Origin of the sequence: Kribbella sp. NPDC023972 (assembly GCF_040639075.1) — a bacterium.
Lineage (GTDB): Bacteria > Actinomycetota > Actinomycetes > Propionibacteriales > Kribbellaceae > Kribbella.
Genome location: NZ_JBEZZH010000001.1, coordinates 854797 through 879449 on the forward strand (window position 1 = coordinate 854797; position 24653 = coordinate 879449).

Here is a 24653-nt window from a genome sequence, read left to right on the forward strand (position 1 = left end):
GGAGTGAAGGGTTGGGGCCGGACGAGCTGACCAGAGGAGGCCCAGGCGACGTGGTGACCGTCTTCCTGCGGTGGACGTGGATGCGGGCGGTGCTGCACAACGGCTGGTGGCTCGTGACCAGCGTCTACCTGGTCGTCGATGCCGGCCTCTCGCCCGCCCAGCTTGTGCTGATCGGCTCGGTGCAGAGCGTGTTCGCGTTGCTGTGCGAAGTGCCGGCCGGGGTCTTCGCCGACACGATCAGCCGCAAGTGGTCGCTGGTGATCTCGCAGCTGCTGATGGGTACGGCGATGATCACGACCGGCCTCGTCTCGTCCTTCCCGTTGCTCCTCGCCACTCAAGTGCTCTGGGGCATCTCATGGACCTTCGCCAGCGGGTCCGACGTCGCCTGGATCACCGACGAACTCGATCAGCCGGACGGCATCACCGCCGTACTCGCCCGTGCGGCCCGGGCTCAGCTGACGGGTGCCGCGGCTGGACTGATCCTCCTCGGCCTGCTCGCCTGGGCGACCCGGCGCGACATCACGATCGTCGCCGCCGGCCTGGCGATGATGTCGCTCGCGGTCTACATCGCGCTTCGGTTCACCGAGCAGCGGTTCGTCCCGGTCCGGACCGCGCGCTGGTCATCGTCGTGGACCACGTTCCGGCGGGGTCTGACGCTCGTCCGGCGAAGTCGCGAGATCCTGCTCATCTTCGCCGCGACCTTCCTCGTCAACGGCGCCTCCGACGCGGCCGGGCGGCTGACCCAGAAGCAGTTGCTCGACCTCGGCTGGCCGAGTGAACCCGATCCGGTCATCTGGTTCACCGGGCTCGGCGTCGCCGGGTTGATCGTCGGCGCGTTGACCTTGCGCGTGTTCGCCAAGCGCATCGACGGCGATCACGCCCGCACCGACTACGCCTGGGCTGCCGTTGCCGGGGTGATCAGCATGCTGATGCTCGCAGTGGCGCATGATCCAGTCGTCGGTGCGATCGCCGTCGTCATGGTGTCCGGGATCGTCACACCGCTGACCCGGGTGATCAGCACGATCTGGGTGAACGCGCGAACGACGGCGGACATCCGGGCGACCACGCACTCGTTCCTGGCCCAGCTCGAGTACCTGGGCGAGATCGTCTGTGGTCTCGGCATCGCCGCGATCGCCCGTCTGACCGATCTACCCGTGGCCCTCGCCGCCTGTGCGGCCCTTTTCGCCGCGACCGCCGTACTGATGAGACGTCAGCGGACTGCGGTCACCAACTGATGGTGGCGTTCTCCGGGTCGGCGTTGATGCGCAGCTGGCGGTCGGTGGGGAGATCGTCGTACGCCGGCCGATCGAGGACGACCACTGGGGTCGCCAGGCCGTAGAGCTCGTGGGCGACAAGGGCGCCGAGGGCAATGATCGAGTCGGGACGCGCGAGGATGATCGCGGCCGGCGCGGTGTGCGCGCGGATCTGCTCGGCGAGCACACTGGACGCGGAGCTGGAACCCCGGCCGGACTCCATCACCAGCACGCGACCGGCCAGGATCGTGCCGCACTGCGGGTGATGCGCGTCGACGATGCGACCCTGCTCATCCGTGCCTCCCCAGAAGGACAACGGTGAGGCCAGGCGGATCGGCTCACCGATTGCGGTACCGGGATGGAGTGTGCGCGCGGGAATCATCCGCCGACCTCGTGCAGGACGACGCGACCCGCTCGCGCCGAGGCGACGCATTCCTCCAGCGAGCCGAGGACGACGTCGACGTTGAGGTTGCCCGGCGCGTAGTGCGCCCACTTGCCGGAGTTCGTCATCACGTTCTTCCAGGCCGGCGACAGGATCGACGTCACATACGTACAGGTGTCGACGACGACCGTGACACCTGCGGACTCGAGTGTCCGCAGTACGCCGGTCTCCTCGGCGCCAGCGCATGTCGCCCGCCCGGTGGACAGATAGAAGGGGACCTTCAACGGAGGCCCGGCGCGGAGCAGGTCCGCGAGGCGTTCACACTCGGCGTACGACGCATGCGGCGTGCCGACGCTCACCGCGTCCAGACCCCCCATCGTGAAGGTGGACAACTTACTCCGGGTAAGTCGCATCGTCTCGAGGTCGACGTCGTACCTCGGCAGCTTGTCGAGCGGACCCGTCGGCGCCTCCGGTGTCACCCCGACCACGTGGAACAGCGCGACTCCCCCGGCCGAGGCCGCCGCGGCGCCAAACGCTTTCAGGTTGTCCTCGCCCGCGTCCGCGGGAATGCCAACCAGCACAGGGATTTCGCTGCCGACGACAGACCCGACGTGATGCCCGAGCAGCGGGTAGGCCAGATCCGACCGCAGGAAGCGATCGCCGAGCGGGCGGCAGTCGAAGACCACGGTCCCGCGTCGCGCCTCGGTCGTCTGCAACCCGGCGTACGGCGCTCGTCCGGTGATCGCGGCGCAGATGTCGAGGAAGTCGCCGTACCGATCCGTCCGTGCGCCGAGGACCGAGTTCGCGAACACGATCGCGTTCGACTCCGCCCAGGCGATGTGCTCGCCGAGACCCGGACGGTTCGGGAGCTGGTACGGCGCGCAGGTCCAGGTCGGGGTGCAGCCGAGGTCGACGTACGCGGACATCAGCTCGCGGCCGCGGAGCGCGACCTCGCGTTCGGCGCCGGTGCCGGTGCGGACCAGGCCGGGATGCAGGAGGTCCATCGAGCCGACGTTCAAGGTGGTCGGGACCCGGACGGTCGCGCCGAGGCCGACGAGTTTCCGGGCGAAGTCGAGGCTGACCTGGCCGTGGTACAGGCACGAGTCGACATGGGCGGAGGTGATCTCGACCAGCCGCGGTGCGCCCTCGATCCGGGCCAGGCTGACGACCACCCGCATCGCCAGCGCAACGCCGGCGCCAACCTGACCGCCGAGCATTCCTTCATCCTCGGCGGTCAGGTGCAGATTGTTCACAATCCGAAAAACCTACATCCTTCAGACGGTGTGGCGGCGAGAGGCCACCAGCTCTCCCGCCTGGTACCCGTCGGCTCTCAGCAGCTGGCCCGGCGTGACCTCCAGGATGTCGATGCTGAGCGGCGCGCCGGTCAGGTCCTCGGAGCTGATCGGCCGGTCGTCCAGGTACAGGTCGACCCGGTCGATTCCTTCCACGTCCAGCGTGACCGTCAGCGTCGTACCGCTGAAGGACGTGGTCATGCCGAGCCGTCGCACCGGCAATGCCGCCAGCAACTCACCGGCCTTGTTCAGCAGGTCGACGTTGCCTTCGAGCAGGTCGGCCCGCGTCATCTTGTGTGTCTCGTGCGGCCGGATGCCGAGATCCTCGACCGGTGTGCCGGACAGTTCGCCGACCCGGAGCGTGCGGCGGATCGAGACGCGCAGGTTCGCGCCGTTCGGCAGCGCCTCGTACGGCGAGGTCGAGTCCGGTGGCGGCGGTTCGTTCAGCAGCGCGGCGAGCAACCCGTGCGTCCACACGTTCGCGCCACCCGCGCCGGTGTTGTCGTCGACGCCGAGGATGGTGCCGATCTCGTGGTCGGCGAACCCAGCGGCGAAGATGTCGGTCGCCGAGTACACCCGGGCGTCGGTGATCAGCACCACCGGCCCGTGGTACGTCTGGCCGATGTCGTTCGCGCCGTCCTCGGGCGTGATCGGCTTCGCCGCCGAGTACGCCGCCCCCGTCTCGGTGGCCAGGTCGAGCGAGTCGAACCACGGCCCGAGGTCGATCCCGGCCGGGTTGTCCTTGTGCCGGCGGCAGATCCTCAGGTTGAGCGGCGTACTGATGAACTGCACCGGCTCCGGCGCGATGCGCCGCGGTGTCAGCGTCTGCAGGGTGAACTCGCTGGCGTAGATGTGCCCGCCGCCGTTGTCGCGGACGTCGACAATCAGACCACGCTGTGGCAGTAGGCCGGCCAGCCGGACGAACTCGTCCCGGAACGCGACCGGGTTCTGCACGCTGAAGGTGAAGATGCGCAACTGCCCGAACGTCCCGGACGGCGTGACGACCTCGCGCGCCCGGAACACCCCGGGCATCGTGGTCGGCAGATCCGCTCCGCCGACGGCAGCCGGCGTACTCAACTCGGCCGAGCTCTGGCCGCCTTCCAACTCGACCACGTCGCGAACGTAGAGGACCTTCTTCGCCCGGGCCTTCTCGTCGGAATCCAGATCCAGGCCCATCGAGGCGGACGTCTCGCTGATCGCGTCCAGGTCCGTCATCGGCGGGAGGTTGGCGGTCACCTTCCACTGCTCACGCAGTTCCTGGGTCGAGCCGTCGAGGCCGATGTAGGTGAGGTTCACCCAGTCCTCGTCCGGCGGCGACTGGATCACGAGCGGCCGCAGAGTGAGTGACTCCAGCCCGCGGGCGAGGTTCGCGGCATCGTTGCTGCCGGCGAACTGGGCACCGTTCAGGGCGACGGCGCGGGCGATCGGCGTACCGTTCCAGTGCGTCACCTCGGCGCCCGGGCCGAACTGCGGGGCCGAGTAGCCGGTGACCGTCCGGGTGATCAGGTAGTGCTCGTCGCCGGCGGCGTCGTTGCACTTCTCGATCAGGAACGGCAGATAGGCGATCTTCCCGGCGAACGGGACCGGCAGCAGGTAGTTGGTGTGCAGGTCGCGGACCGAGTGGAAGATGCTCGACATCTGCCGGTGGAACATCCACTCGGGTTCCATCGTCTCGGCGGTCTGGCGTTCCATCCGCGACCGCATCACGCGCAGCCGCTGCAACGGGTTGACCGCGTGCATCGCGGCCTTGAGTGGCAGGTGCACGTAGTTCTGGTCGAGCAGCAACAACGCCTGGTCGACGAGCAGCTTCCGCTGGCCGATGGTCAACGTTCCGGCCGAAGCCAGGAACTGCGGCAGCGGTACGGCGGCCGCCGCCTCGACGTCTGCGGCCCGGCTCGCACGCTTCCTGGTTGTGCTCGCGATCGTCTGCTTGGCTGCTCTCCTGCTGCCGGACGTGGCCCGCGCCGGCGTCTTCTTGGCGGTACTCGTCTTCTTGGCGGTGCTCGTCTTCTTGGCGGTGCTCGTCTTCTTGGCGGTGCTCGTCGCCTTGGCCGTGCTCGTCGCCTTGGCGGTACTCGTCTTTGTGCCGGCGCTCTTCTTCCTGCCGCTGCTGGTCTGCTTGGCGGTGCTCGGCTGCTTGGTGCCGGTGTTCTTTGCCGTCGTCTGGTCGGCAGTGGACTTGATGCTGCGTGGCTGTGACATCTCTCCCCCAATACGGCAGCCCTCCCCCGGGCCACGATCCCTCCACCGTCGTGCGCGCACCCGGCGATGTCAACGCCCGCGAGCCCTCGCGTTTCCGGCGCTTGTCAACGATTATCGAAGAATGCGGATCAGTCGTTTGTTGTTCACCGCCGCCCTGCTGATCGGCGTCTGTCCCCTGCCGTCCGCCCAGGCCGCGGCCACCTTTCCACGCATCGACGCGACCGGCTTCCAGCTGGTCTCCGGTGACACCTTCAGCACGTACGGCGCGCGCGTCGCCCACCTGGAGACGAAACCCCAGCTCGCCCCGGTCGGGGTCACCGAAGTCCTCGCCGCGTCCAACCGAACCGGCCGGAACCTCTGCCATCCGACGTACCTGAACGCCTCGCTCAACCCGCAGGGCTTCTGCTGGCAGGACGGCGAGGACGACGACGCGAACGTGTGGATACCGCAGGGTTTCAGCGGCTCCGGCGACGCGCAGTCGGCCGGTGGCGCCCGTCGCGTCCTCGTCGCGAGCTGGCACAGCAGCGGTGACACGGCGATCCGCGTCTCGTTCCTCGACCTCGCGACGTACAAGTATCGGCACGTCCTGCTCGTCGAACCGACCGCGGACGGGGACTTCCAGGCGATCGCAGGACACGGGCATGGGTTGTTCTGGTCCGGCAACCTGCTGGTGGTGGCTACCAGCGGGTCGGTGCTGCGTGTGTTCGACCTGCGGCACATCTGGCGGACGGACACCAGCACCGGCGAGGTCGGATTAGGTGCCGACGGCAAATATCACGCGCTGTGGCACGCCTTTGCGCTGCCGCAGCTCGGCGCCTACTGGTACGCCGGCGGCGGGTGTGCGTCGTCAACCGGTGTGAAACCGTGCTTCGCCAGTCTCGGGATCGATCACGCCGGGGACGGTTCCTTCGTCGCGGTCGAGCACACCGTCCGCGGCGGCGGCCGGATCGTACGCTGGCCGCTCAACGAGTCCACCGGCCTGCCACGCGCCGGCGCGGACGGCGTCGTACGCGCGATCGAGGCGTTCAGTTCGCCGGTGTGGGGGATGCAGGGCGCGGTGTCCCACGACAACAACTTCGTGATCGCCGGAGTCTGTCCGGAGTACGCCGACAACATCGGTGACGGAGTCGATTACCCGAGTTGCCTGCATCGTGGCACCGGCGGCGTGTCCACATCGGTCTGGACCAAAGCACCCAAGAACACCGAGAACCTGTCCTACTGGCCGGCCACCCGCGAGCTCTGGCTGATGAACGAACAACTCCGTGAGCGCGTCAGCGTGCACATCCCCTTCCCCTGAGGCGGTTGACCACCGTGCTGCAAGGATGGGGTGGTGAACGAGGTCTGGGACAGCTTGACGTCGGTGCAGCCGGAGCCGTCGCTCCGGGTGGTGATCGGCACCGGGATCGCCGCGCTGCTGCTGATCGCGTGGCGGCCGCTGTGGCGGCACACGCGGCAGGTGGTGACGATCGCACACGAGGGTGCGCACGGGCTGATCGCCGCGCTCGTCGGCCGGAAGCTGGCCGGAATCCGGCTGCACTCCGACACCTCCGGGGTCACGGTGTCACGTGGTCATCCGACCGGCGCGGGGATGATCGCCGTACTGCTGGCCGGCTATCCCGGGCCGGCGCTGTTCGGGTTGGCCGCCGCTTTCGTGCTCAGCCGTGGGTACGCCGTCGCACTGCTGTGGGGGCTGTTGCTCGCGTTGGTGATCCTGCTGCTGCAGATCCGCAACCTCTACGGTCTGTGGTCGGTCGTCGTTTTCGGCGCGGTCGTCTTCGCCGTGTCCTGGTGGGGGTCGCCGGATGTGCAGTCCGCGTTCGCACATCTGCTGACGTGGTTCCTGCTGCTGGCCGCGCCGCGCGCCGTACTCGAGCTGCAGCACTCGCGCCGAGGTGGCGGCGGGCGTAGTTCCGACGCGGATCAACTCCGGCGGCTGACCGGCGTACCGGCGCTGATGTGGGTCGGGTTCTTCGGCCTGGTGACGCTCGGGTGCTTGGCGCTCGGAATGGTGTGGTCAGGGGTCCTGCCCGGCTAGGCCGGCGGTGGGAGCGTTACGCCGAAGCCGGTGATCGCGAGCCGGAGTAGCACCTGACCTGGGCGGAGCAGGTCCGCGATCTTGGCCGCGCTCAGGAGTTCCAGCTCGGCGAGCCGATTCGCGTACGCCGTTGGGCCTTCGAGCCGGGCGCGTTGCAACTCGGCGGTGTTGTGCCAGACCTTCTGCCGGGACTCGCGGAGGAACCGCTGCGACGAGAGCCGGTTGAGCGGGGTGAGGACTCGGTCGAGCAGGCTCCTGGCACCGCCCAGCGCGTTGTCTTCGGCGGCGACCCGTTGCGCGAGGACGCCGTCGATACGTTCGTGGTCGCGACGACGCCGCTCCATCAGCTGCGGATCCGTGAAGTCCTCGTCACTGATCACGGCGAGCAGCGCCTGCGGCAGGTCGTAGTTGACGTGGGCGTTGATTCCGAGCAGAACATGCAGCAGGGGTGGGAGGTCCGCCGGCGCATCGAACGCGAGCCGCCACGGCCGCGCCGCGTTCTGCGCTGCGTCGTGCGCGTCCAGGTAGAGCTCGGCGAACTTCACGTCCCATTCCTCAACCCACTCCGCGTCCTCGAAGCGTGCCTGCTCGATCGCCACGCCGACGGCCTGCGTGGTCCGGAGGTAGGTGCTGAGAAAGATGCGGCGATGGTCGAACTCCGCGGGCAGCTCGTCCAGCCGCTGCTGCATCCGGGCGACAACTCGGGAAATGCCATCGGTCATCGGGTCTCCTGGACTGGTCGGCGCCTCCCGGAGAGCGGCTGGTGTCTCCGGCAGGCAGTTGAGGTCAGGCCCGGCCGCCGGAGATCGGCCGACCGCGCTGGGCGATACCGGGTCCGCCGTACGGGTAGTCGGCTGCGCCGGGGTCGCTCGCTTCGTCGAGCTTCGCCGTCTCGTCCTCGGTGAGGTGCAGGTCGGCCGCGGCGAGGTTGTCGTCGAGCTGCTCGAGGGTGCGGGCGCCGAGGATGACCGACGTGACCGCCGGCCGGTCGACGAGCCAGGCGAGCGCGACCTGCGCCATGGAGATGCCCCGGGCCGCGGCGATCTCACGAACTGCCTCCACCACCTCGCGAACGCGCTGGTTGCGGCTGCGGCGATGCCAGGACTCGACGCCGCGGTCCGGATTCTCGCCCAGGCGGGTCGCGCCGGTCGGCTCCTCGTCGAACGAGTACTTCCCGGTCAGCCAGCCACCACCCAGCGGCGACCACGGCAACAGCCCGAGTCCGTTGTCCTGCGCGGCCGGGACGATCTCCCACTCGATCTCCCGCACCAGCAGGTTGTACTGCGGTTGCAGCGTGACCAGCCGGGACCAGCCACGTCGGTCGATCAGGTCGCACGCCTTCTGCAATTGCCACCCGGTGAAGTTGGACAGTCCGGCGTACGAGATCTTGCCCGCGCGTACGGCGTCCTCCAGGAAGCCGAGCGTTTCGTCGAGCGGGGTGACCGGGTCCCACGCGTGCAACTGGTAGAGGTCGACGTGGTCCACGCCGAGGCGGCTGAGGGACGCGTCGAGGGCTCGGCGGAGATGCCAGCGGGACGTGCCGACGTCGTTGGGCGAGTCGCCGGTCGGGAACCGGCCCTTGGTGGCGAGGACGACGTCGTCGCGGGCGGAGCTCTTCGCCAGCCAGCGGCCGACGATCTCCTCGGAGACGCCGGCCGAGTACACGTCCGCGGTGTCGACGAAGTTGCCCCCGGCCTCGACGTACCGGTCCAGCTGCGCGTGCGAGCCGGCCTCGTCGGTCTCGTTGCCGAACGTCATGGTGCCGAGCGCGTACGTGGACACGACAGCGCCGCTACGGCCCAGAGTGCGATATTCCACGGTTGCTCCCTCTTTCTTGTACCGACCACCTTAGAACTGTCGGGAACGCGCGCTAGGTTGGCGAGCATGGACACCAGTGAACTGCTGATCGACGCGTACGGCCGGATTCAGGAGGAGGTGCATGCGGTGGTCGACGGGCTCGACGAGAAGACCCTCGCGGCCCGTCCGAACGACACGGCGAACTCGATCGCCTGGCTGATCTGGCACCTGACCCGGATCCAGGACGACCACCTCGCCGACGCGGGTGGGTACGAGCAGGTCCTCACCGCCGACGGGTGGTACGACCGGCTCGGGCTGCCGTTCGACCCGACCGACACCGGGTACGGGCACACGTCCGACCATGTCGCGCAGGTGCAACTCTCGGCCGAGCAGCTGATCGGGTACTACGACGCCGTCCACGTGCGCACGATCGAGTACCTGAAGACAGTGACCGACGAAGGGCTCGACCGGATCGTCGACCGGCGCTGGACCCCGCCCGTGACGCTGGGTGTGCGGCTGGTCAGCGTGATCGGCGACGACCTCGAGCATGTGGGCCAGGCGGCGTACCTGAAGGGCCTGCTCAGCTGAAACCGGTCTACTCAGCTGGAAATGTTCTGTTCAGCTGAGCGTGGTCTGGTTAGCTGAGCGTGGACTGCCAGAGGTTAGTGCCGGCGATCAGGTAGAGCTTGCGGTCCTTGGTGATCGCCGCGTCGGTCACCGGGCCTTCGGCGTCGCCGGTTGAGTTCTGCACGGTCCAGCTGCCGTCACGGCCGCTGACCACCTTGACCTTGTTGTCCTGAGCAACGACCTGGACGATCCGATCGCCGTCGACGATCGGCGGCGGCAGCTTGTCCTTGTCCCCGACCGGGATCGACGGTACGCCGGTCAGTCGCTTGGCGGTCCCGTCCTTGTCCAGCTGCCACAGTGCGAGCTGCCCGTCGACGTACCCGGAGATCAGGCAGTACGTCGTACAGGTCGCGGAGATCGCCTGACTCCGGTTGCCCGGATCGGGCAGCGCGATCCGGCTCCAGCCCTGGTTGAGCTTGGTCGATCGCCACACCGCGGCCTCCTGCGCGACCACGTTCGGCGCGAGCCGGACCTGCGAGCCGACCAGGATGATGCTGTCGCCGAGCGCCGTACCGTAACTGGGTCCGACCAGGAGGGACGGCGTACTCTGCAAGGCCGTCTTCGCCGGGTCCTGCCGGATCCACTTGGCGTCGCCCTGCGGCAGCCAGACCGCGCCGTCGTTCCCCGTCTCGACACCGCCCCAGGAGCCGAGCAACGCGCGGCCGCTCGGCGTGATGATGACCGAGTACAACCCGCCCGCGGTCTGTCCGCCGAACGTGTTGAACTCCTGCGGCCTCTCGATCAGCCCGCCGTCGATCGTGCCCGTCCACACCGTCCAGCGCGTGTTGGAGTGCGCCCCACCGGATGCACCGCCGAGCGCGAGCAGTTGCTTGCCGTCGTACGCGATCGAGTACCAGATCGCCTCGAACGCGTAAGGGCTGGTGGGCGACGGCTTGACCGCGACCTTCTGACGCTGATCGTTGTGGAGGACGACGAGCTGCGGCACCACCTTGGCACCCCGATCACGCAGGCCGACCAGGAGCTGATCGCCGTACTCCGTGAGTACGACGGGCTCCGCGCCGACGTCGACCTTGGTCCAGGCGACGGGCGCTGGTGCCGACGTCTTGTCGTCACTGCAGGCGGCCAGCGACGCCAGGACCACGGCCGCGACCGCGGCGGCTAGGCGACGCATCAGCGGTTCTGCGGGAGTTTGGTCTTGCGGCCGGTCCGTGGCGCGGACGGCGGCGGTACGACCGGACCGATATCGCCGTCCGGGGCGACGTCGAGGTCCACGATGACCGGCGCGTGGTCACTCGGCCCGGTGCCCTTGCGCGCCTTGCGATCGATCCACGCGGCCTTGACCCGGTCGGCCACCGGCTCCGTCGCGAGCATCAAGTCGATGCGCATGCCGAGATCCTGGTGGAACATGCCGGCCCGGTAGTCCCAGTAGCTGAAGATCCGATGGTCGGGCCAGCGATCGCGGACAACGTCGTGCAGCCCTTTGGCCGACATCAGCTCGGCCAGTGCCTGCCGCTCCGGCGCGGTCACATGCGTCTGGCCGACGTACGCCGCCGGATCGAAGACGTCGGCGTCCGTCGGCGCGATGTTCATGTCGCCGCAGACGATCTGATCGGCCGGACCGGCGGCGACGACCTCACGCAAGGCCGCGAGCCAGGCGAGCTTGTAACGGTAGTGATCCGAGTCGGGCACGCGCCCGTTCGGCACGTAGAGCGAGTGGATCCGGATGCCCCCACAGGTCGCCGCGATCGCGCGGGCCTCGGGTTTCGGGAAGCCGGGGCCACCGGCGACGCCGGTCACCACGTCCTCCAGCCCGACCTTGGACAGCAGCGCGACACCGTTCCACTGCACCTCGCCGTGCATCGCCGTCTCGTAGCCGCGCGCGGTCAACTCGTCCTCGAGCAACTCGGTGAACGCGTCGTTCGCGAGCTTCGTCTCCTGCAGGCACGCCACGTCCGGCTGCCGCTCGTCCAACCAGCCCAGCAACCGCGGCAACCGCTGCTTGACCGAGTTCACATTCCAGGTCGCTACTCGCACCCGACCCACGGTAGACCCCGGCATGGACCATTTCAGCTCTTCGACCGGCTCACGCCAGCCTGGTTGCGCGCCTTCAGCTCTTCGACCGGCTCACTCCAGCCTGGGTGCGCGCCTTCAGCTCTTCGACCGGCTCACTCCAGCCTGGGTGCGCGCCAGACCAGGGTGTTGAGGAGGTCGCTGGACGGGCGTTCCACGCAGTTGTTGTGCCTCGGCTTGTCCTTGCGACCCCAGGCATCGTCACCCAGCCACGGTGGTACGCCGAACGGCAGGTCGCGGGCCGGGATCCGCGCGTAGTCGGACTCGAGGAACTTCGGGCCGTAGTTCGGCACCGACGGATCGCCGTCGGCATCCGGCGTGACGATGGTCCGCAGTTCCGTCACGGCCGCCCGCCAGCTGTCCACCAGAACCTTCGGGCTTCGGCTCGACGGATGCGGTACCTCGAACACCGGCACCTCCGGACTGCCCTCCCACAGCCTGAGCGCCAATCGTGCCTGCGACCCGAACGCGACGATCGCCTGCAACTGTGGACCGGTGATCAGCTCCAGCAGCGTGTTGCGCCAGGCGAGGTGCTCGGGCTTGGACAGCAGCGGCGCCGCCTGCTGGGCACGCGACGGCAGCAACGCATACGCGTAGGCGTTGACGAGCGTGTAGCTGCGCGTCAGGCCGAGCTTGGTCAGGAACCCCTGCACGCGCTGCCCGGCGTCCCCGACCAGCGTCCGGCCGGCGATCCGCTCGGTCGGGCCGGGATCGGACGCGATCGCCAGCAACCTCGCGGTGCGATTCAGCCGCCCGCGATAGAACACCGGACCCCAGTCGTGCCAGAACATTTTTCGGTAATCCGCATAACTGGGCACTTTCGCGAAGTGTCGCGCCACCGCGGCCGGCGGGCCGGGATCGAAATCAGCCATCGTCAATACCCCCTCCTCAGCGATTCCTGACCTACGCTCGTGAACAGGGCGGCACGGGGATTGTAAACGGGAGGGACCATGTTCGTACTGCGTGGAACCGTGGTGACGATGCGACCGGACGGGCAAGTGCTCGATCAGGGTGCGGTGTACGTCGGTGACGACGGACTGATCGCGGCCGTCACCCCGCCCGACGCCGAACCGGACGGTTTCGAGGACGCACCGCGGATTGCCGCCGGCGGGCTCATCTATCCCGGCCTGATCGATCTGCACAATCACTTGATGTACAACAGTCTGCCCTTGTGGACTGAACCTTCGCGCACAGTTCCGTGGACCTCCCACAACCAGTGGGGGCGCGCACCGTCGTACAGCTCGCAGATCAGCCAGCCGGCCCGGCTGCTGGGGGCCGCGGCCGGCCGCGCCCTGCTCCGGTACGTCGAGACACGGGCGATCGTCGGCGGTACGACCTCGATCCAGGGCAACCCGCGCGGCGCCGTACCGCCGGACAACGACCTGATCCGCAACGTCGACTCGGAGAAACTCGGCACCCGCGACGACTTCATCCGGGTCAGCACACTGGTTGCCGACAGCAAAGAAGCGCTGGCGCCGTACGTCGCCGCCGTTCAGCAGGGCCGTGGATTCATCGCGCATTCGGCGGAGGGGTCGGATCCCAGACTGCGCAAGGAGTTCCAACTGCTCGACGAGGTCGGCGTGGTCACCCCGCAACTGGTCGCCATTCACGGCGGGGCGCTGACCGCGGCCGATTTCGCCCGGATGAAGTCCGGCAATTCGAGCCTGGTCTGGTCACCTTTCTCGAACTATTGGCTGTACGGCGCGACCGCCGACGTGGCCGCGGCGAAGGAGGCCGGCGTACGACTGTGCATCGGCTCGGACTGGGCGCCGTCGGGCACCCGCAATGTCCTGTGGGAGCTGAAGGTCGCCGATCTCTGGAACAAAGCCCAACCGGCGCGGGTGTTCACAGACGAGGAATTGGTGCGCCTGGCAACGTCCAACCCCGGCGAGGCGCTGTCCGGCGTCTGGCCGCACCCGCTCGGCCGGATCGAGCGAGGCGCTCTGGCCGACCTGATCGTCGTACGACGGGAGCACGCCGGCGTCCACCGCAACCTGATCGAGGCGACCGAACCCGACATCCGGCTGGTCGTGGTCGGCGGGCGCGCCCGGTACGGCCTGCGCTCGCTGATGAAGCTCCTGGCCCCGGCCGCGACCACGATCTCGGTCGGCCGTCTGTCCCGATCGATCGACTACGGCGACCCCTCCATCACCTGGAAGTCGGTCCTCACCGAACTCGAAGAGATCCGCAAGAACCCCTCAGCCGCCGCCAACCGAGCCGCCGCAACGTTCGCCGCCCTGGCCGCCGCCGACAGCGCCGGCTTCAACGCCCTGGTGACTGGCGACGGCCCGATGAACCTCGGGACCGACGACACCTTCGTCCTCCTCCCCGACATGCCGGCTCCCGAGCTCGACACCGATGTCCGCCGCCGGGGTCCCACCGCCGCCACACCCCCCGCGGTCACCGTTCCCCCGCTGGAACCTCTGATGACCGGTCCCAGCTGGTTCGACCAGGTCGACACCAACCCCTTCCACAACGGCCTGCTCTCCGAGCTCCGCAGCTACGCCTGAACGTATTACTTGTAGTGTATATACGCCTTCTGTAATACTTCTGGTCATGGACGTGTTCGAGGCGATCGCGGAACCCAGCCGGCGGGAGCTCCTGGACCTGCTGGCCGAGCGGGAACGACCAGCCGGTGAGTTGGTCGACCACCTGCCCCGGCTGACCCAACCCGCCGTGTCGCGCCACCTGCGGATCCTCCGCGAGGTCGGCCTCGTCGACGTCCGCCCGGACGGTCAGCGCCGGATCTACACCCTCCGTGCCGACCGCCTGATCGAGATCGAGAACTGGATCAGCCAGTACCGCAAGTACTGGCCGGGCCACCTCGACGCCCTCGAGCAGCACCTAGCCCAGACCCAGAACCAGACGCAGAAGGAGCCCACCGAATGACCACCCACGACCGCCATGGCGAGCTGACCATCGACGGCGACCGCGCGACCATGACCTTCCGCCGCCACCTGCCGCACCCGATCGCGGCCGTCTGGGCCGCGCTCACCGACCCATCGGAGCGCAAGGCCTGGTTCGGCGAGACCACCATCGACGCGCGTACCGGCGGCACCATCGAGATGATGCCCGACGAACCACCCGCCGCCCCCGACGCGAAACGGCTGACCGGCCGCATCCTCGTCTGGGACCCACCCCACGTCCTCGAACACGAATGGCACCAGCGCATCGTCGAAAACAGCATCGTCCGCTACGAACTGACTCCCGACGGCGACGGCACCCTCCTCACCTTCACCCACACCGGCCTCTCCCCCACCAACGCCCGCGGCTTCATCCCCGGCACCCACGCCTTCCTGGACCGCCTGGAAGCCCACGTCTCCGGCACGCCCCTCCCCAACTGGTCCACCCGCTACGAAGAACTAGCCCCCACCTACCCAGCCTGGACCTAACCGCAGCAGCCTGGACGACGACCACGCGCCGCTCGACCGTACGAGGCGCACGTCCACCGCCGAGCCGCCGTCCACCGGGGTCCGGGCATGCCCAGCCCCGCCCCCGTCGTGAATCTGCCCGGCCCCGCCCCCTCTCATGCTCGGCGCCACATCCAGCCAGGCCTTGCCTTCACGCCGTACGAGCTCAACCTGCGAGCGCGGCCGGGCATCGTACATCGGCACAGACCCCCGATCCCCTTCATCCACAGGGGCAGGTCCGGTGACCTGTGGTAGTTATCCACCGACGGAAAGTCAGTGCGTTCGAGCTGCCCCGATCACGGCACTCTCTTTGTCGAAGAGAGGGGAACGGATGGCCGAACTCGACTGTGAACCCGCCGACGTCACCGCACTGGTCGCCTACCTGCGCGACATCGGACACCACGAACTACTGACCCTGGAGGAGGTCAACGAGCACTCGTACTGGATAGAAGCCGGACTCCTGGCCGCCGAACGCCTGGCCGGTGACCCAGGCCGGCCGGACCACGCCGACCTGCAGCAGGTGGTCGCCCTCGGAAAGCACTCGTGGCGGCGGATGATCGAGGGCAACCTGCGGCTGGTCGTGTCGCTCGCCAAGCGCTACACCGGCAAGGGCATCTCGCTCCTGGACCTGATCCAGGAGGGCAACATCGGCCTGATGCGCGCGGTCGAGCGATTCGACCACCGGCGGGGTCACCGCTTCTCGACGTACGCGATCTGGTGGATCAAGCAGTCGATCGGCCGCGCGATCTCGGACCGGTCGCGCCTGGTGCGCATGCCGGCCCAGGCGTACGCCGACGCCTGCCGGCTGGCCGCGATCCGGCACGACCTCACCCAACGCCTCGGCCGCGAACCCACCGTCCCGGAGCTGGCCACCTCATCCGGCCTCACCGTCGCCCGCGTCGAGCGCGCGCACGCGTGGCGGGTCCACCCCGAAACCCTCGACCTCGACGACTCAGAACTCTTGATCGACGACGAGTCGGTCGTACTCCGCGCCGCCCTCCGCCGAGACATCGCCCACCACCTCCAGTTCCTGGACGACCTCCACCGCCAAGTCATCCACCACCGCTACGGCCTCAACGGCCACACCCCTTCCACTCCCGACGAAACCGCCATCGCCCTCAACCTCACCCCCGCCGAAGTCCGCACCCTGGAACGAGAAGCCCTCCGCCACCTCCGCCGCCGAGCCACCCCCCACCTCCGCGACTACGCCGCCTAACCACCCATCCGCCAACCACACCCCACCCGCCAGCCTCCGGCCCAACCGCCGGACACCAACTCCCGCCATCCCCAACCAGCTGAACCGCATTCCCACCGACCGACACGACCACCCGCCGACCTCCGGCCCAGCGGCCGGACGCCAGCCCGCCCCTGGCCAACCCCATCCGCCGGACGCCAGCCCCTGCCCACCACCCCCAACCGCCAACCTCAGCCCCCGCCGCACCAATCCCAACCCGCCCCCCGTCCCCCATAACCGCCACGCCACCCCATCCGCCCACCCCAGCCCAACACCCACCGCCACCCCATCCGCCCACCCCACCGCCCCCAGCCGAACCGCTGCCCCGACCCCAACTGCTCCCGTTTCGGTGCCTTGCCTGGCCGCCGACGACCACCCGAAAGCAGGCCTGCAAGGCACCGAACGGGAGCTACCCGCACAAACCGCGGCGACAGCGGCAGCCGCACCCCTTGGCCCAACTGGAATGATGGGAGCGTGAGACTCAGGCGCACCTCCTGGCCCCGCGAGCTGACCGAGTCAGTAACCGCCACCTCCAAGCACACCGGCGGGGGCAAGGAGGACATCCTCGCCGCGGTACAGCTGACCGACGGCAACTGGGTCGCGGGCACCCGCGCCGCCGTCTACCTCCCCGCCGACTCCCCCGCAGCACTCCGCCGCGTCGGCTGGGAGAAGATCGAGCGCGCCGGCTGGGACTCCGAAGCGTCGGTGATGCACATCTACGAGACCACAGAGTTCGGCACGCCCCTCCGCGCAACCGAGCTCAAGATCGACGACCCCGGCCGCTTCGGCCAGCTCCTCCGCGAACGCATCGACGCCAGCATCGTCGTGCAACGCCACGTCCCGCTCGCCGGCAAGCGCGGCGTACGCATCGTCGGCCGCCGCAATCCCTCGGCCACCGACGCCCCCGTCACCTGGAACTTCGTTCTGGACAAGGGTTTGGAGCCTGACCAACCAGGCATCGTCGACGCCGCCGAAGCCGCCCTCAAGTCCGTCCGCGACGAGTTCGGCATCTGACCGTCACCCGCCCCAAAGCTGCCCCGGAAGCCAAGATCCCTGCCCCGGAATCCCGTTTTTGTGGTTCGCCCCGGGCCTGCTAACCTACTCAAGTCCTCGGGATCGGGGGCACGATTCACACCGATCCCGCGTAGCTCAATTGGCAGAGCAGCCGGCTGTTAACCGGCAGGTTACTGGTTCGAGTCCAGTCGCGGGAGCAATCCAAGCCGGTTTCCACACGAAACCGGCTTTCGTCATGTCAGACCGCCGTACGCCGGGGCCCACGCTGAAGCCGAAGAGCGAACAGCCTCAGCCGGTGAGGCTGAGGCTGTTGAGTGTCTGCGGAATCGTCGACTCACACGCCCTGTGACGCACTCTGACCCGTCGTCGGCGAGCAGCCCGACATCGGGCATCCCGCAGTCAAAGCCCAACCTGAAATCAGGAGCGTGTACTCAGCGCTTGTTGTCCTTCCGCCGGTCGATCGCTCGCTGGATACGGTGCTGCGGCTGCCCCGTCAGCTTCGCGATCAGCGGGACGCGATACTTGTACGCCGCGATCGCGCCCACCACGAGCACGAGGAATATGAACCAACCCATCGGTCTTCCCTTCGTCGGGACCTGCCTCCATCATGCCCGCTCCGCCGTACCCGCCTCCTCAGTCAGACCCCTGACCCACCCCTGGTTTCCCTCCCCACCCACCCGAACCAGATAACATCTCCGCACACGGGGCGGTAGCTCAGCCGGTTAGAGCAGAGGACTCATAATCCTTTGGCCGTGGGTTCGAGTCCCACCCGCCCTACAACACAAAACCGCAGGTCAAAGGCACTTTGCGCCGTCTGGCCGAGGCTCAGACGAACCCACCTGCCATGGCTCGTGCCATCCCTCATGTCACGGTCTGCGCATGGAGCTCGGTCTCCCAAGTCGAATCGTCAGCGAGGCTCCATTCGCCGCCAGCCCTCTGGCTCGCTTGCCAACCCGGCTGCTCAACCTGGTCGATGAGAAGCGCAATCCGAAACACCCGCGCCAGTCTGCTCGGCTCGACACAGCTCGCGCGGCTCGACATCGAGACACTCGACACCTTCTACTCCGAGCTGCGCCGATGCCGAAGGACACCAAGACGCGCCAGCAACGTCGAGTCATCCTCGGCGCGGAGCCCGATTCGATCCTCGACCGCCAGGAGCAAGAGCGAGAGAACGTGCCGCGGCCGCCACCGTCACCTTCGACCCCAACGGGTTCATCTACTCCCCGTTCCTGATGACAGCCTTCCGTACAGCCCCAAGCGGTATGCCAGACTCGCGAAACGTCTTGGAATCCAGTGCACACTGAAGCATCATCGCCACTACAACGCGACCGACTGATCAACGCGGGCTCCAACGTACACACAGCGACCAGCCGCCTGGGGCATCCCGGCGGAGGGACGGCGACGCCGCGCGTATACACGGCATGGTGATCAGAGGCAGACCAGCGCGCCGCCAGGTCCACACCGACTCGAGTGCCACCGAGACCAACGCCAGCTAAGCCGACAGCGCGGAAGTCGACGCGCGAGCTACCGCACCTCCGATGAGGATCTCCAGCCGCACGTGGTCGGGCGCCTGCGGATGGGCAACTACGACGTGTCGGACAGTCTGAGTTCGGTCACCGAAGCAACTGCTGGCTCATCAGTCGCGGTGCGCTACTCGTGGCGGCACGGCTCGTGACCGCGTCAAGAGGAAGGCGAGCGACGCCGCGGCTCGTCGACAATCTCTCCGGCAGACCCATAGCCGAGCACGCGCGCCGGCGACCATTGGTCGGATTCCTAAACCGTCGGGCTATGCGTCATGCGAACCAGAGGATGGTGCTCCGGCTTAGGGCGCCGGGCGCAATATGCTTTCGGGGAAAGTACCGACCCTGGCTTTGCTGGACATCAAGGGGGATCGCATGACGGAGCCATCCACCGGCTGGCAGCTCGACGCCATCACGTACTCCGGGGGCACGCAGGACGGGCCGCGCGCCAACGTGAAGCTCTCCCGGGCTGGGGAACAGGTGCACGCTGAGGGTTCTGGCACCGGGCTCATCGACGCGGTGTGCCATTCGATCTCGCAGACGACGGGCGTGGAGGCGCGGGTAGTCGCATTCCGGGCCTATTCAGTCGGCCCGGGCAGCGAGGCTGTCGGAGAGGTCGAGCTCGAGGTGGAGCTGCCGGGCCGCAGGGTTGCGGTCCGGGCGTCGTCCACGGATGTCGTGGAGGCCGCCGGGCTTGCCCTCGTCGCGGCCCTCAACCAGTACAACGCGAAGCGGCCGGCACGAGGCTGAGCCCAGCGAGATGACCGTGGTCCGATGAGCGCGAGCGCCGCCGCGCCGCGCGTTCCGTCGCTGGCCCGATCCGGATGTGCGTGCTGACGGCTGCGTTCGGGCGACGGGTCAGCAACCGCCCGAGATTGCCCGCACTGTCAAGGTCTGCGGTCACCTGGGTTGGAACTGCGCCAGGCGGCGACATCTCGACTCAGTACCTGTTGTTGAGCTCGGTCGGCAGCACCTGTGATTGAGCGCTTCGGCTGGTTCGCGCTCTGAGCATCTGTTGACCGCGGAGGTCAGGCGTTGAAGCTTCGGCGGGCGGCCTCGATGTGACCTAGGTACCGGCGGGTCCAGCCGCACATTCCGTCAACTGTCGCTCGCAGAGCCTGCCCCGGCTCGGTGAGGGTGTATTCGACCCGCGGTGGGACGGTGGGGTACACGGTGCGCTCGACCAGGCCGTTGCGTTCCAGCATGCGTAGGTTCTGGGTGAGCATCTTGTGGCTGATGCCTTCGATCTCTTTCCGAAGCTCGCTGAATCGCAGCGTGCGATCACCGAGACCCTCGACGATGAGGAATGCCCACTTGTTGGCGACGTCCGAGAAGATCTCCCGCGCCAAGGAGTCCGCACGCGCCAAGTCCGCATCCTCGGGCGAGCCGGTGAACGGCTTGGTCACCATAAGGTTCTCCAGTCACTGAAAAGTGCGTTCTTCCATCTCACCGGTCACTCTCCTACGGTTTCTCAGTAACCACAAGAGAGTACGAGCGTGTTGATCGGGCGGACGCGAGCCCGCGGCGCTCAGGACGAGGAGGTACGCAGTATGGCCATCACCTTTGTGAACCCCAGCGGATTACCCAAGATCGATGTCTACCGGCAGGTGTCGATCGCATCCGGGTCGAAGCTGGTCTTCATCGCCGGGCAGGTCGCATGGGATGCCGAAGGGGTCACGATCGGCGAAGGTGACCTCGCTGCCCAGGTCGAGCAGGGTTACCTCAACGTGGCCACCGCCCTGGCAGAGGTCGGTGGCTCCTTCGACGACGTCGCGAAACTGACGTTCTACGTCGTCGACTGGACTCCCGACAAGATGCCTGCGCTCCTGGAAGGGATCTCGCGGGCAGCCGCGAAGCTGAGGGTCACCCCGACCCCGCCGACCACGCTGATAGGCGTTGCGGCACTCGACGTTCCCGACCACCTGGTCGAGATCGAAGCCACCGCGATCCTCGACTGAACCGACACCTTCGCTCGCTGAACGCCGAAGTAGCCAACTCTGGTTCGCCGGTTCCTTGCGTAGCCTCAGCACCAGCTCGACCGCCTCGGCCGCCGCGACCGCGGCTCCGACCACGAGCGCGCCGGCAGCCGCTAATTGGAGTGCTCAGGGCCGGCCTCAGGTGCTTGGCCGTCTTGGACTTCCGGAGGCGTCGCCTGCTCCCACGGTTGTTTCAATCCACCGGCTCCAGCGGATCTGCACCGAACGGGTTCGCCCTCTCCCGGACGGCGTTGACCCACGGTTGGCCGCAGGTGCGCCACCCCGCTACTCGCTGTCTGTCGGCAGGGCTGGCAACTTGATGACGGCCACAAAGAATGCAAACAAGACGAGTGCGATGCCCGAGAACCAGTCTTCGTACCAACTGGTGGTTGCAAACCATCCACCTGTAGCGAACACGTAGACGGCAATGCCAACGGCACCCATGGCGATCTGTGAACCTCGGACAATGTTGAGGACCGTCCTCGCATAGACGGCTGTCAGAATGATCGCGGCTACAAGAGTCCAGAAGAGCCACCTCTGCAGGGCGTCGGAACCCTCCTCCACATTCGCGGTTATCAGGCCCTCAACGAATAGGTATGCGCCGAGCACTTCAATAGGCACGTACTTCAGGAGCTTCGTCAGGTAATCATCGGCGGTCGGCACCTTGACTGCGCCTGGACCACCCGCCGGAGCTACGCCCGGCGCTGCGTGAGGGGCCGGGGAACCATCGGCCCGCGCTGCCGGAGTAGCCGCGGCACCAGCGGCAGAAGCAACGGGGATGTCTCCGGCAGGTGGCGCCGACTCAAGTGTCCTAGGAGTGCCCGCGTCGGGGTCGAGCAGATTCTGGATGTCAACGTTAGTGATGATGTTTCGGTTGAATGGACCCATGCCGCGCTCCCGTGATGGTGATGGAACAGTAAAGAAAGGACACTTGGTCGCAGCCGAGTTACACAGTTGATTGAGACATGTCGGCGCGGAATTTGTCAAGATGGTAGCGGCCGGCGGGAGTTACCCAGCGGTCGCGTGAAGCGCCTTGTTTTGTTGGGTTTCTTGGCTGGGCCGGTTGATCCAGGCGGCGGCAGGCAGGTTGAGGATTGCGGGTGTGGTGGGGGTGGTGAACCGTTCGGCGTTGGTTCGTTCGGTTCGAACGGGCAGCCAGGGCGCGGTGGCGGCGTCGGTGGCCGCGGTGAGGCGGCAGGCCGCGGGATCAATCGCGGTGCGAAATGGAGTCAAACGGTGTCAGTTAGATGGGGCCAGCAGCCCTTCCAAAAGTGACGTCCCTGACGCCCAGAGGGCTGGTTACCAGGCCGTATGCGCCCTTTGATCCCCAGGATCACCGGCGAGACAGACCAGATATCCATTTCGGTCTCAACAATTGTCCTCCGTCGTTGGCACGCTGTTGAGCAGTCACGTCGGGGCGTGGATCTCATCAAGGTACTGCTGCACCGGCGGGGGCAACGACACGCCGAGAGCCTCGGGTCCGCCGGTGGGTCGAGTGTCGGCGTCGTGGTGCCAGAGTCCATGCTCATTGAGGCTGTCGATGATGTCCTGCGGTAGGCGACTGTGGCGGTGCTTGCGGACGTGCTGCTGGAAGTCGGGCGGCAGGGCGTCCCACCAGGCGGCGATGAGACCGCGCGTGAGGGGCAGTCCAATTGCACCCTTCTTCAAGGCGACATTCAAGTTGTGCGCGTTACTGAGCTTCGCCCCGGTCAGATTGGCGAAGCTCAGGTCTGCACCGGCCCGGTACAACTTGCTGTCTTCTTGGAACCTGCCGAAGTTGGCCTCATTCAGATCGCTATTCTCCAAGTGAGCCTCACGAAGATTGGCGCCTTCCAGTCTCGTCCCCCATAGGCTGACACCATCGAGCCGCGCATTGTGCAGGTCGGCACGGCGAAGATCCGTACGAGACAGGTCGAGCAGTCCGGTCATGCCCGAGGAGACACGCTCGTCGGATAAGGGCGAACGACAGAGGACGGTCAGGGCGGCCTGCGCATCGGGCGCTCGCAGTCGCAGGATCTTGACATAGCCGCCGTCGCCAACCTCGGCGGCTGGCAGGCGCTCGCGAATGAATGCCGCCAGCGTGTCAACAATGTATGCGTGATCGCTGGGTGAATCCCGAGCCATCCGTTCCAGCGCGAAGATCCCACCCATCCGGACATGAGGGATCTGGCTCCCCAGCTGTTCGATTGCCCTCGTGAACCGGTCAGTTGCCTGCGCTGATCGTATGAGGTCTATCTCGTGTTCTCGAAAATCCCTCTGCCAACGCAGAGATTGGCGCTGGCTCCGGTAGTTCAGAAGTCCAATGACGAAGGTCGCGGCTGCGCCAATGACGGCTACGATGAACGCGGTTATCGTGACGGCTGGAGAAGGGGAGGCTGCTGCCAACACGGTTGTCATGGACGGACCCGCTCTCCAGTGAACTGGTCGCTCAAGTGTCGCGCAGATGCGCCGAGCTCGCTAGTTGCTGGAGTCGATGAGATTCGAGCTCATGATGGCCTCTGAGGGGCTCAAGTCGACCCCCGCCGCAGCGGTCCAGCGGCCTTCTAATCCGTTTGCCGTCGACTCAGCCGGATCGCCGGCGGCCGAATAGGCAGCAACTGCTTGAGGCTGTGACTCTGCCAGTCGGTCGTAGAAATGCAGCATCGCGGCCGGTACTACTTGCGGATGCCATTCATCGAACCGCTCTTCATGCGGGCAGGCTAGGGCTTGCCCGCATGCACCGAAGGCGCGTCCCGCGGCCCGTCGGCGCGCGCTCTGGATCTGCTTGGATCACATTCCCGGTCGGAAGCCGCGCTGGGTACCGTTCGTGCCACCTGCAAGGTGCTGAGCATTACCAGGGGATCGGGCCGTTCTCGTCGAAGAAACCGCCGGAGGGTCCGTCAGCAGGCAGGGCCGCGTACCGGACCACGACGGCAGCGCCGTGTGCGACCGGTCGGTCGGCGTCGGGTGACATGTCCGTCCTGGTGTAGCCGGGGTTGACCGCGTTGACCTTGATCGGCGTCTCCCGCAGCTCGATCGCGAAAGCGACGGTCACCGCGTTCACCGCCGACTTCGACGTGTTGTACGCCAGACCGTTCCACTCCGGTCGCCAGTCCGGTCGGCTGGTGACCGCCAGCGACCCAGCCCCGGACGACAGGTTCACGATCCGTCCGGCATCGGCTCTGCGCAGCAACGGAAGCGCAGCCTGCGTCACGGCGACCAGACCGAACACATTGGTCTCATAGGTCCGCCTGAGGACGTCCAGTGCTACCTCGCTCGGCGGGCCCTCGGGCTGGGCAATGCCGGCGTTGTTGACGAGCACGTCGAGCCGTCCGTGCTGCTGGTCGATCAGCTGGATCGCTGTCGCGACGCTATCCGGGTTGCTGACATCCAGGACGACGTACGACGCCTCTGCACCCTCGGACCGGAGTTTGTCTGCCGCTGTCCGGCCGCGGAACTCGTTGCGCGACCCGATCACCACCCGGTGATTCAGTTGGGCCAACTGCCGGGCCACCTCGAAGCCGATGCCCTTGTTGCCGCCGGTTACCAGCGCGATCTTCCCGCGGTCTGTCATTCGTCATCCTCGGCGTAGAGTCCTGGTCCGCGTCCGGAGGTCGGCGCGAAGGAGGACACCATTCTCACCATCGAATACAGCGGCGTTTGACGTGGCGGGGATTGCGCGGGGTCGCAGCGAGCGGGTGAACTCGTTCGGCGGCGGCGGGACGATGACGGGGCTCTTCAGTCGCGGGTCAACGGCGTGTTCGTGATCGACGACCGAGAGACGTCCAGTGAGGTGGCCCACTCCGCGGGCTTGGCTTGAGGCTCACGCGAAGGCGACGACACTTGACGGAGTGCACAGGTCTGGCCTCAGCAAGCCATCTCTCCGGCGGCGGGTCGACGG

At 67.3% G+C, this 24653-nt stretch carries 24 protein-coding genes and 2 tRNA genes; 13 read left to right on the forward strand and 13 right to left on the reverse strand.

The window, feature by feature from the left end:
- The first annotated feature begins 50 nt into the window (after nucleotides 1–50).
- Nucleotides 51–1235: an MFS transporter gene (locus AB0F43_RS03815; protein WP_360470193.1), complete on the forward strand. Its 1185-nt coding sequence runs from the start codon at nucleotides 51–53 to the stop codon at nucleotides 1233–1235.
- Here the strand turns inward: AB0F43_RS03815 and AB0F43_RS03820 are convergent.
- From AB0F43_RS03820 to AB0F43_RS03830, 3 genes are read right to left on the reverse strand one after another with little or no spacing between them, the layout of a single operon-like run.
- Entirely contained in the window at nucleotides 1225–1635 is a 411-nt protein-coding gene (locus tag AB0F43_RS03820) for a DUF126 domain-containing protein (RefSeq protein WP_360470196.1), read from the reverse strand. The two genes, AB0F43_RS03815 and AB0F43_RS03820, sit on opposite strands and share 11 nt — an antisense overlap.
- Nucleotides 1632–2888: an aconitase X catalytic domain-containing protein gene (locus AB0F43_RS03825; RefSeq protein ID WP_360470198.1), complete on the reverse strand. Its 1257-nt coding sequence runs from the start codon at nucleotides 2886–2888 to the stop codon at nucleotides 1632–1634. Before AB0F43_RS03825 ends, AB0F43_RS03820 begins: the two co-directional genes overlap by 4 nt.
- 21 nt (nucleotides 2889–2909) lie before the next feature.
- On the reverse strand, nucleotides 2910–5129 hold the full coding sequence (locus tag AB0F43_RS03830; protein WP_360470200.1) for a S41 family peptidase: 2220 nt from the start codon (nucleotides 5127–5129) through the stop codon (nucleotides 2910–2912).
- A 121-nt stretch (nucleotides 5130–5250) separates the two neighbouring features.
- Here AB0F43_RS03830 and AB0F43_RS03835 point away from each other — a divergent pair, with 121 nt between their 5' ends.
- Together AB0F43_RS03835 and AB0F43_RS03840 are read left to right on the forward strand one after the other, a co-directional pair.
- Nucleotides 5251–6426, forward strand: coding sequence for a hypothetical protein (locus AB0F43_RS03835; RefSeq protein ID WP_360470203.1), 1176 nt, complete (start codon nucleotides 5251–5253; stop codon nucleotides 6424–6426).
- A gap of 33 nt (nucleotides 6427–6459) precedes the next feature.
- Complete coding sequence (locus tag AB0F43_RS03840) at nucleotides 6460–7164, forward strand: M50 family metallopeptidase (protein WP_360470205.1); 705 nt, start codon at nucleotides 6460–6462, stop codon at nucleotides 7162–7164.
- Here AB0F43_RS03840 and AB0F43_RS03845 read toward each other — a convergent pair.
- Both AB0F43_RS03845 and AB0F43_RS03850 read right to left on the reverse strand, forming a co-directional pair.
- Nucleotides 7161–7886 (reverse strand): DUF5995 family protein, encoded by a 726-nt coding sequence (locus AB0F43_RS03845; RefSeq protein ID WP_360470207.1) that lies wholly within the window; start codon nucleotides 7884–7886, stop codon nucleotides 7161–7163. The two genes, AB0F43_RS03840 and AB0F43_RS03845, sit on opposite strands and share 4 nt — an antisense overlap.
- A gap of 64 nt (nucleotides 7887–7950) precedes the next feature.
- Nucleotides 7951–8982, reverse strand: a complete 1032-nt coding sequence (locus AB0F43_RS03850) for an aldo/keto reductase (RefSeq protein ID WP_360470210.1) — start codon at nucleotides 8980–8982, stop codon at nucleotides 7951–7953.
- 66 nt (nucleotides 8983–9048) lie between these two features.
- On the opposite strand from AB0F43_RS03850, the gene AB0F43_RS03855 reads away from it, so the two are divergent.
- Nucleotides 9049–9549 (forward strand): DinB family protein, encoded by a 501-nt coding sequence (locus tag AB0F43_RS03855; RefSeq protein WP_360470212.1) that lies wholly within the window; start codon nucleotides 9049–9051, stop codon nucleotides 9547–9549.
- Between the two features lie 49 nt (nucleotides 9550–9598).
- Here AB0F43_RS03855 and AB0F43_RS03860 read toward each other — a convergent pair whose 3' ends face one another.
- The 3 genes from AB0F43_RS03860 to AB0F43_RS03870 form a co-directional block, all read right to left on the reverse strand.
- Complete coding sequence (locus AB0F43_RS03860) at nucleotides 9599–10720, reverse strand: hypothetical protein (protein ID WP_360470215.1); 1122 nt, start codon at nucleotides 10718–10720, stop codon at nucleotides 9599–9601.
- Complete coding sequence (locus AB0F43_RS03865) at nucleotides 10720–11583, reverse strand: exodeoxyribonuclease III (protein ID WP_360470217.1); 864 nt, start codon at nucleotides 11581–11583, stop codon at nucleotides 10720–10722. Before AB0F43_RS03865 ends, AB0F43_RS03860 begins: the two co-directional genes overlap by 1 nt.
- Nucleotides 11584–11714: 131 nt before the next feature.
- Complete coding sequence (locus AB0F43_RS03870) at nucleotides 11715–12491, reverse strand: uracil-DNA glycosylase family protein (protein ID WP_360470220.1); 777 nt, start codon at nucleotides 12489–12491, stop codon at nucleotides 11715–11717.
- Between the two features lie 78 nt (nucleotides 12492–12569).
- Between AB0F43_RS03870 and AB0F43_RS03875 the strand changes: the two genes are divergently transcribed.
- The 6 genes from AB0F43_RS03875 to AB0F43_RS03900 all read left to right on the forward strand — a co-directional run bounded on the left by AB0F43_RS03875 (nucleotide 12570) and on the right by AB0F43_RS03900 (nucleotide 17474).
- Nucleotides 12570–14129 (forward strand): amidohydrolase family protein, encoded by a 1560-nt coding sequence (locus AB0F43_RS03875; RefSeq protein ID WP_360470222.1) that lies wholly within the window; start codon nucleotides 12570–12572, stop codon nucleotides 14127–14129.
- A gap of 46 nt (nucleotides 14130–14175) precedes the next feature.
- Nucleotides 14176–14508 carry a metalloregulator ArsR/SmtB family transcription factor gene (locus AB0F43_RS03880; RefSeq protein WP_360470225.1) on the forward strand — a complete coding sequence of 111 codons (333 nt, stop codon included), beginning with the start codon at nucleotides 14176–14178 and terminating at the stop codon, nucleotides 14506–14508.
- The gene (locus AB0F43_RS03885; protein WP_360470227.1) at nucleotides 14505–15011 is read left to right on the forward strand and encodes an SRPBCC family protein; all 507 of its coding nucleotides are present in this window, start codon (nucleotides 14505–14507) and stop codon (nucleotides 15009–15011) included. The genes AB0F43_RS03880 and AB0F43_RS03885 overlap by 4 nt, the downstream gene beginning before the upstream one ends.
- A gap of 349 nt (nucleotides 15012–15360) precedes the next feature.
- Nucleotides 15361–16245: a sigma-70 family RNA polymerase sigma factor gene (locus AB0F43_RS03890; RefSeq protein WP_360470229.1), complete on the forward strand. Its 885-nt coding sequence runs from the start codon at nucleotides 15361–15363 to the stop codon at nucleotides 16243–16245.
- A 492-nt stretch (nucleotides 16246–16737) separates the two neighbouring features.
- Nucleotides 16738–17277 carry a hypothetical protein gene (locus AB0F43_RS03895; RefSeq protein ID WP_360470232.1) on the forward strand — a complete coding sequence of 180 codons (540 nt, stop codon included), beginning with the start codon at nucleotides 16738–16740 and terminating at the stop codon, nucleotides 17275–17277.
- A 124-nt stretch (nucleotides 17278–17401) separates the two neighbouring features.
- Nucleotides 17402–17474, forward strand: a tRNA-Asn gene (locus AB0F43_RS03900).
- Nucleotides 17475–17708: 234 nt separating this feature from the next.
- Here AB0F43_RS03900 and AB0F43_RS03905 read toward each other — a convergent pair.
- Entirely contained in the window at nucleotides 17709–17852 is a 144-nt protein-coding gene (locus AB0F43_RS03905; RefSeq protein WP_360470234.1) for a hypothetical protein, read from the reverse strand.
- Nucleotides 17853–17980: 128 nt separating this feature from the next.
- Here AB0F43_RS03905 and AB0F43_RS03910 point away from each other — a divergent pair.
- Both AB0F43_RS03910 and AB0F43_RS03915 read left to right on the forward strand, forming a co-directional pair.
- Nucleotides 17981–18054, forward strand: a tRNA-Ile gene (locus AB0F43_RS03910).
- A 1118-nt stretch (nucleotides 18055–19172) separates the two neighbouring features.
- Nucleotides 19173–19547: an alpha-isopropylmalate synthase regulatory domain-containing protein gene (locus tag AB0F43_RS03915; RefSeq protein ID WP_360470237.1), complete on the forward strand. Its 375-nt coding sequence runs from the start codon at nucleotides 19173–19175 to the stop codon at nucleotides 19545–19547.
- A 278-nt stretch (nucleotides 19548–19825) separates the two neighbouring features.
- On the opposite strand, the gene AB0F43_RS03920 is transcribed toward AB0F43_RS03915, so the two are convergent.
- The gene (locus AB0F43_RS03920) at nucleotides 19826–20206 is read right to left on the reverse strand and encodes a helix-turn-helix domain-containing protein (protein WP_360470239.1); all 381 of its coding nucleotides are present in this window, start codon (nucleotides 20204–20206) and stop codon (nucleotides 19826–19828) included.
- 141 nt (nucleotides 20207–20347) lie between these two features.
- Between AB0F43_RS03920 and AB0F43_RS03925 the strand changes: the two genes are divergently transcribed.
- A complete protein-coding gene (locus AB0F43_RS03925; RefSeq protein ID WP_360470241.1) occupies nucleotides 20348–20755 on the forward strand; it encodes a RidA family protein in 408 nt (135 codons plus the stop codon).
- A 303-nt stretch (nucleotides 20756–21058) separates the two neighbouring features.
- Here AB0F43_RS03925 and AB0F43_RS03930 read toward each other — a convergent pair whose 3' ends face one another.
- From AB0F43_RS03930 to AB0F43_RS03940, 3 genes are all read right to left on the reverse strand, one after another.
- Nucleotides 21059–21661: a hypothetical protein gene (locus tag AB0F43_RS03930; RefSeq protein ID WP_360470243.1), complete on the reverse strand. Its 603-nt coding sequence runs from the start codon at nucleotides 21659–21661 to the stop codon at nucleotides 21059–21061.
- A 519-nt stretch (nucleotides 21662–22180) separates the two neighbouring features.
- On the reverse strand, nucleotides 22181–23170 hold the full coding sequence (locus tag AB0F43_RS03935; protein ID WP_360470245.1) for a pentapeptide repeat-containing protein: 990 nt from the start codon (nucleotides 23168–23170) through the stop codon (nucleotides 22181–22183).
- Between the two features lie 433 nt (nucleotides 23171–23603).
- Nucleotides 23604–24326: an SDR family oxidoreductase gene (locus tag AB0F43_RS03940; RefSeq protein WP_360470248.1), complete on the reverse strand. Its 723-nt coding sequence runs from the start codon at nucleotides 24324–24326 to the stop codon at nucleotides 23604–23606.
- Between the last annotated feature and the right edge of the window lie 327 nt (nucleotides 24327–24653).

Bases quoted from the DNA above. Each gene is read 5' to 3' on its own strand.
- AB0F43_RS03820 (WP_360470196.1), bottom strand. From the start codon at position 1,635: ATGATTCCCGCGCGCACACTCCATCCCGGTACCGCAATCGGTGAGCCG.
- AB0F43_RS03830 (WP_360470200.1), bottom strand. From the start codon at position 5,129: ATGTCACAGCCACGCAGCATCAAGTCCACTGCCGACCAGACGACGGCA.
- AB0F43_RS03835 (WP_360470203.1), top strand. From the start codon at position 5,251: ATGCGGATCAGTCGTTTGTTGTTCACCGCCGCCCTGCTGATCGGCGTC.
- AB0F43_RS03845 (WP_360470207.1), bottom strand. From the start codon at position 7,886: ATGACCGATGGCATTTCCCGAGTTGTCGCCCGGATGCAGCAGCGGCTG.
- AB0F43_RS03855 (WP_360470212.1), top strand. From the start codon at position 9,049: ATGGACACCAGTGAACTGCTGATCGACGCGTACGGCCGGATTCAGGAG.
- AB0F43_RS03860 (WP_360470215.1), bottom strand. From the start codon at position 10,720: ATGCGTCGCCTAGCCGCCGCGGTCGCGGCCGTGGTCCTGGCGTCGCTG.
- AB0F43_RS03870 (WP_360470220.1), bottom strand. From the start codon at position 12,491: ATGGCTGATTTCGATCCCGGCCCGCCGGCCGCGGTGGCGCGACACTTC.
- AB0F43_RS03875 (WP_360470222.1), top strand. From the start codon at position 12,570: ATGTTCGTACTGCGTGGAACCGTGGTGACGATGCGACCGGACGGGCAA.
- AB0F43_RS03880 (WP_360470225.1), top strand. From the start codon at position 14,176: ATGGACGTGTTCGAGGCGATCGCGGAACCCAGCCGGCGGGAGCTCCTG.
- AB0F43_RS03885 (WP_360470227.1), top strand. From the start codon at position 14,505: ATGACCACCCACGACCGCCATGGCGAGCTGACCATCGACGGCGACCGC.
- AB0F43_RS03890 (WP_360470229.1), top strand. From the start codon at position 15,361: ATGGCCGAACTCGACTGTGAACCCGCCGACGTCACCGCACTGGTCGCC.
- AB0F43_RS03905 (WP_360470234.1), bottom strand. From the start codon at position 17,852: ATGGGTTGGTTCATATTCCTCGTGCTCGTGGTGGGCGCGATCGCGGCG.
- AB0F43_RS03915 (WP_360470237.1), top strand. From the start codon at position 19,173: ATGACGGAGCCATCCACCGGCTGGCAGCTCGACGCCATCACGTACTCC.
- AB0F43_RS03920 (WP_360470239.1), bottom strand. From the start codon at position 20,206: ATGGTGACCAAGCCGTTCACCGGCTCGCCCGAGGATGCGGACTTGGCG.
- AB0F43_RS03925 (WP_360470241.1), top strand. From the start codon at position 20,348: ATGGCCATCACCTTTGTGAACCCCAGCGGATTACCCAAGATCGATGTC.
- AB0F43_RS03930 (WP_360470243.1), bottom strand. From the start codon at position 21,661: ATGGGTCCATTCAACCGAAACATCATCACTAACGTTGACATCCAGAAT.
- AB0F43_RS03935 (WP_360470245.1), bottom strand. From the start codon at position 23,170: ATGACAACCGTGTTGGCAGCAGCCTCCCCTTCTCCAGCCGTCACGATA.
- AB0F43_RS03940 (WP_360470248.1), bottom strand. From the start codon at position 24,326: ATGACAGACCGCGGGAAGATCGCGCTGGTAACCGGCGGCAACAAGGGC.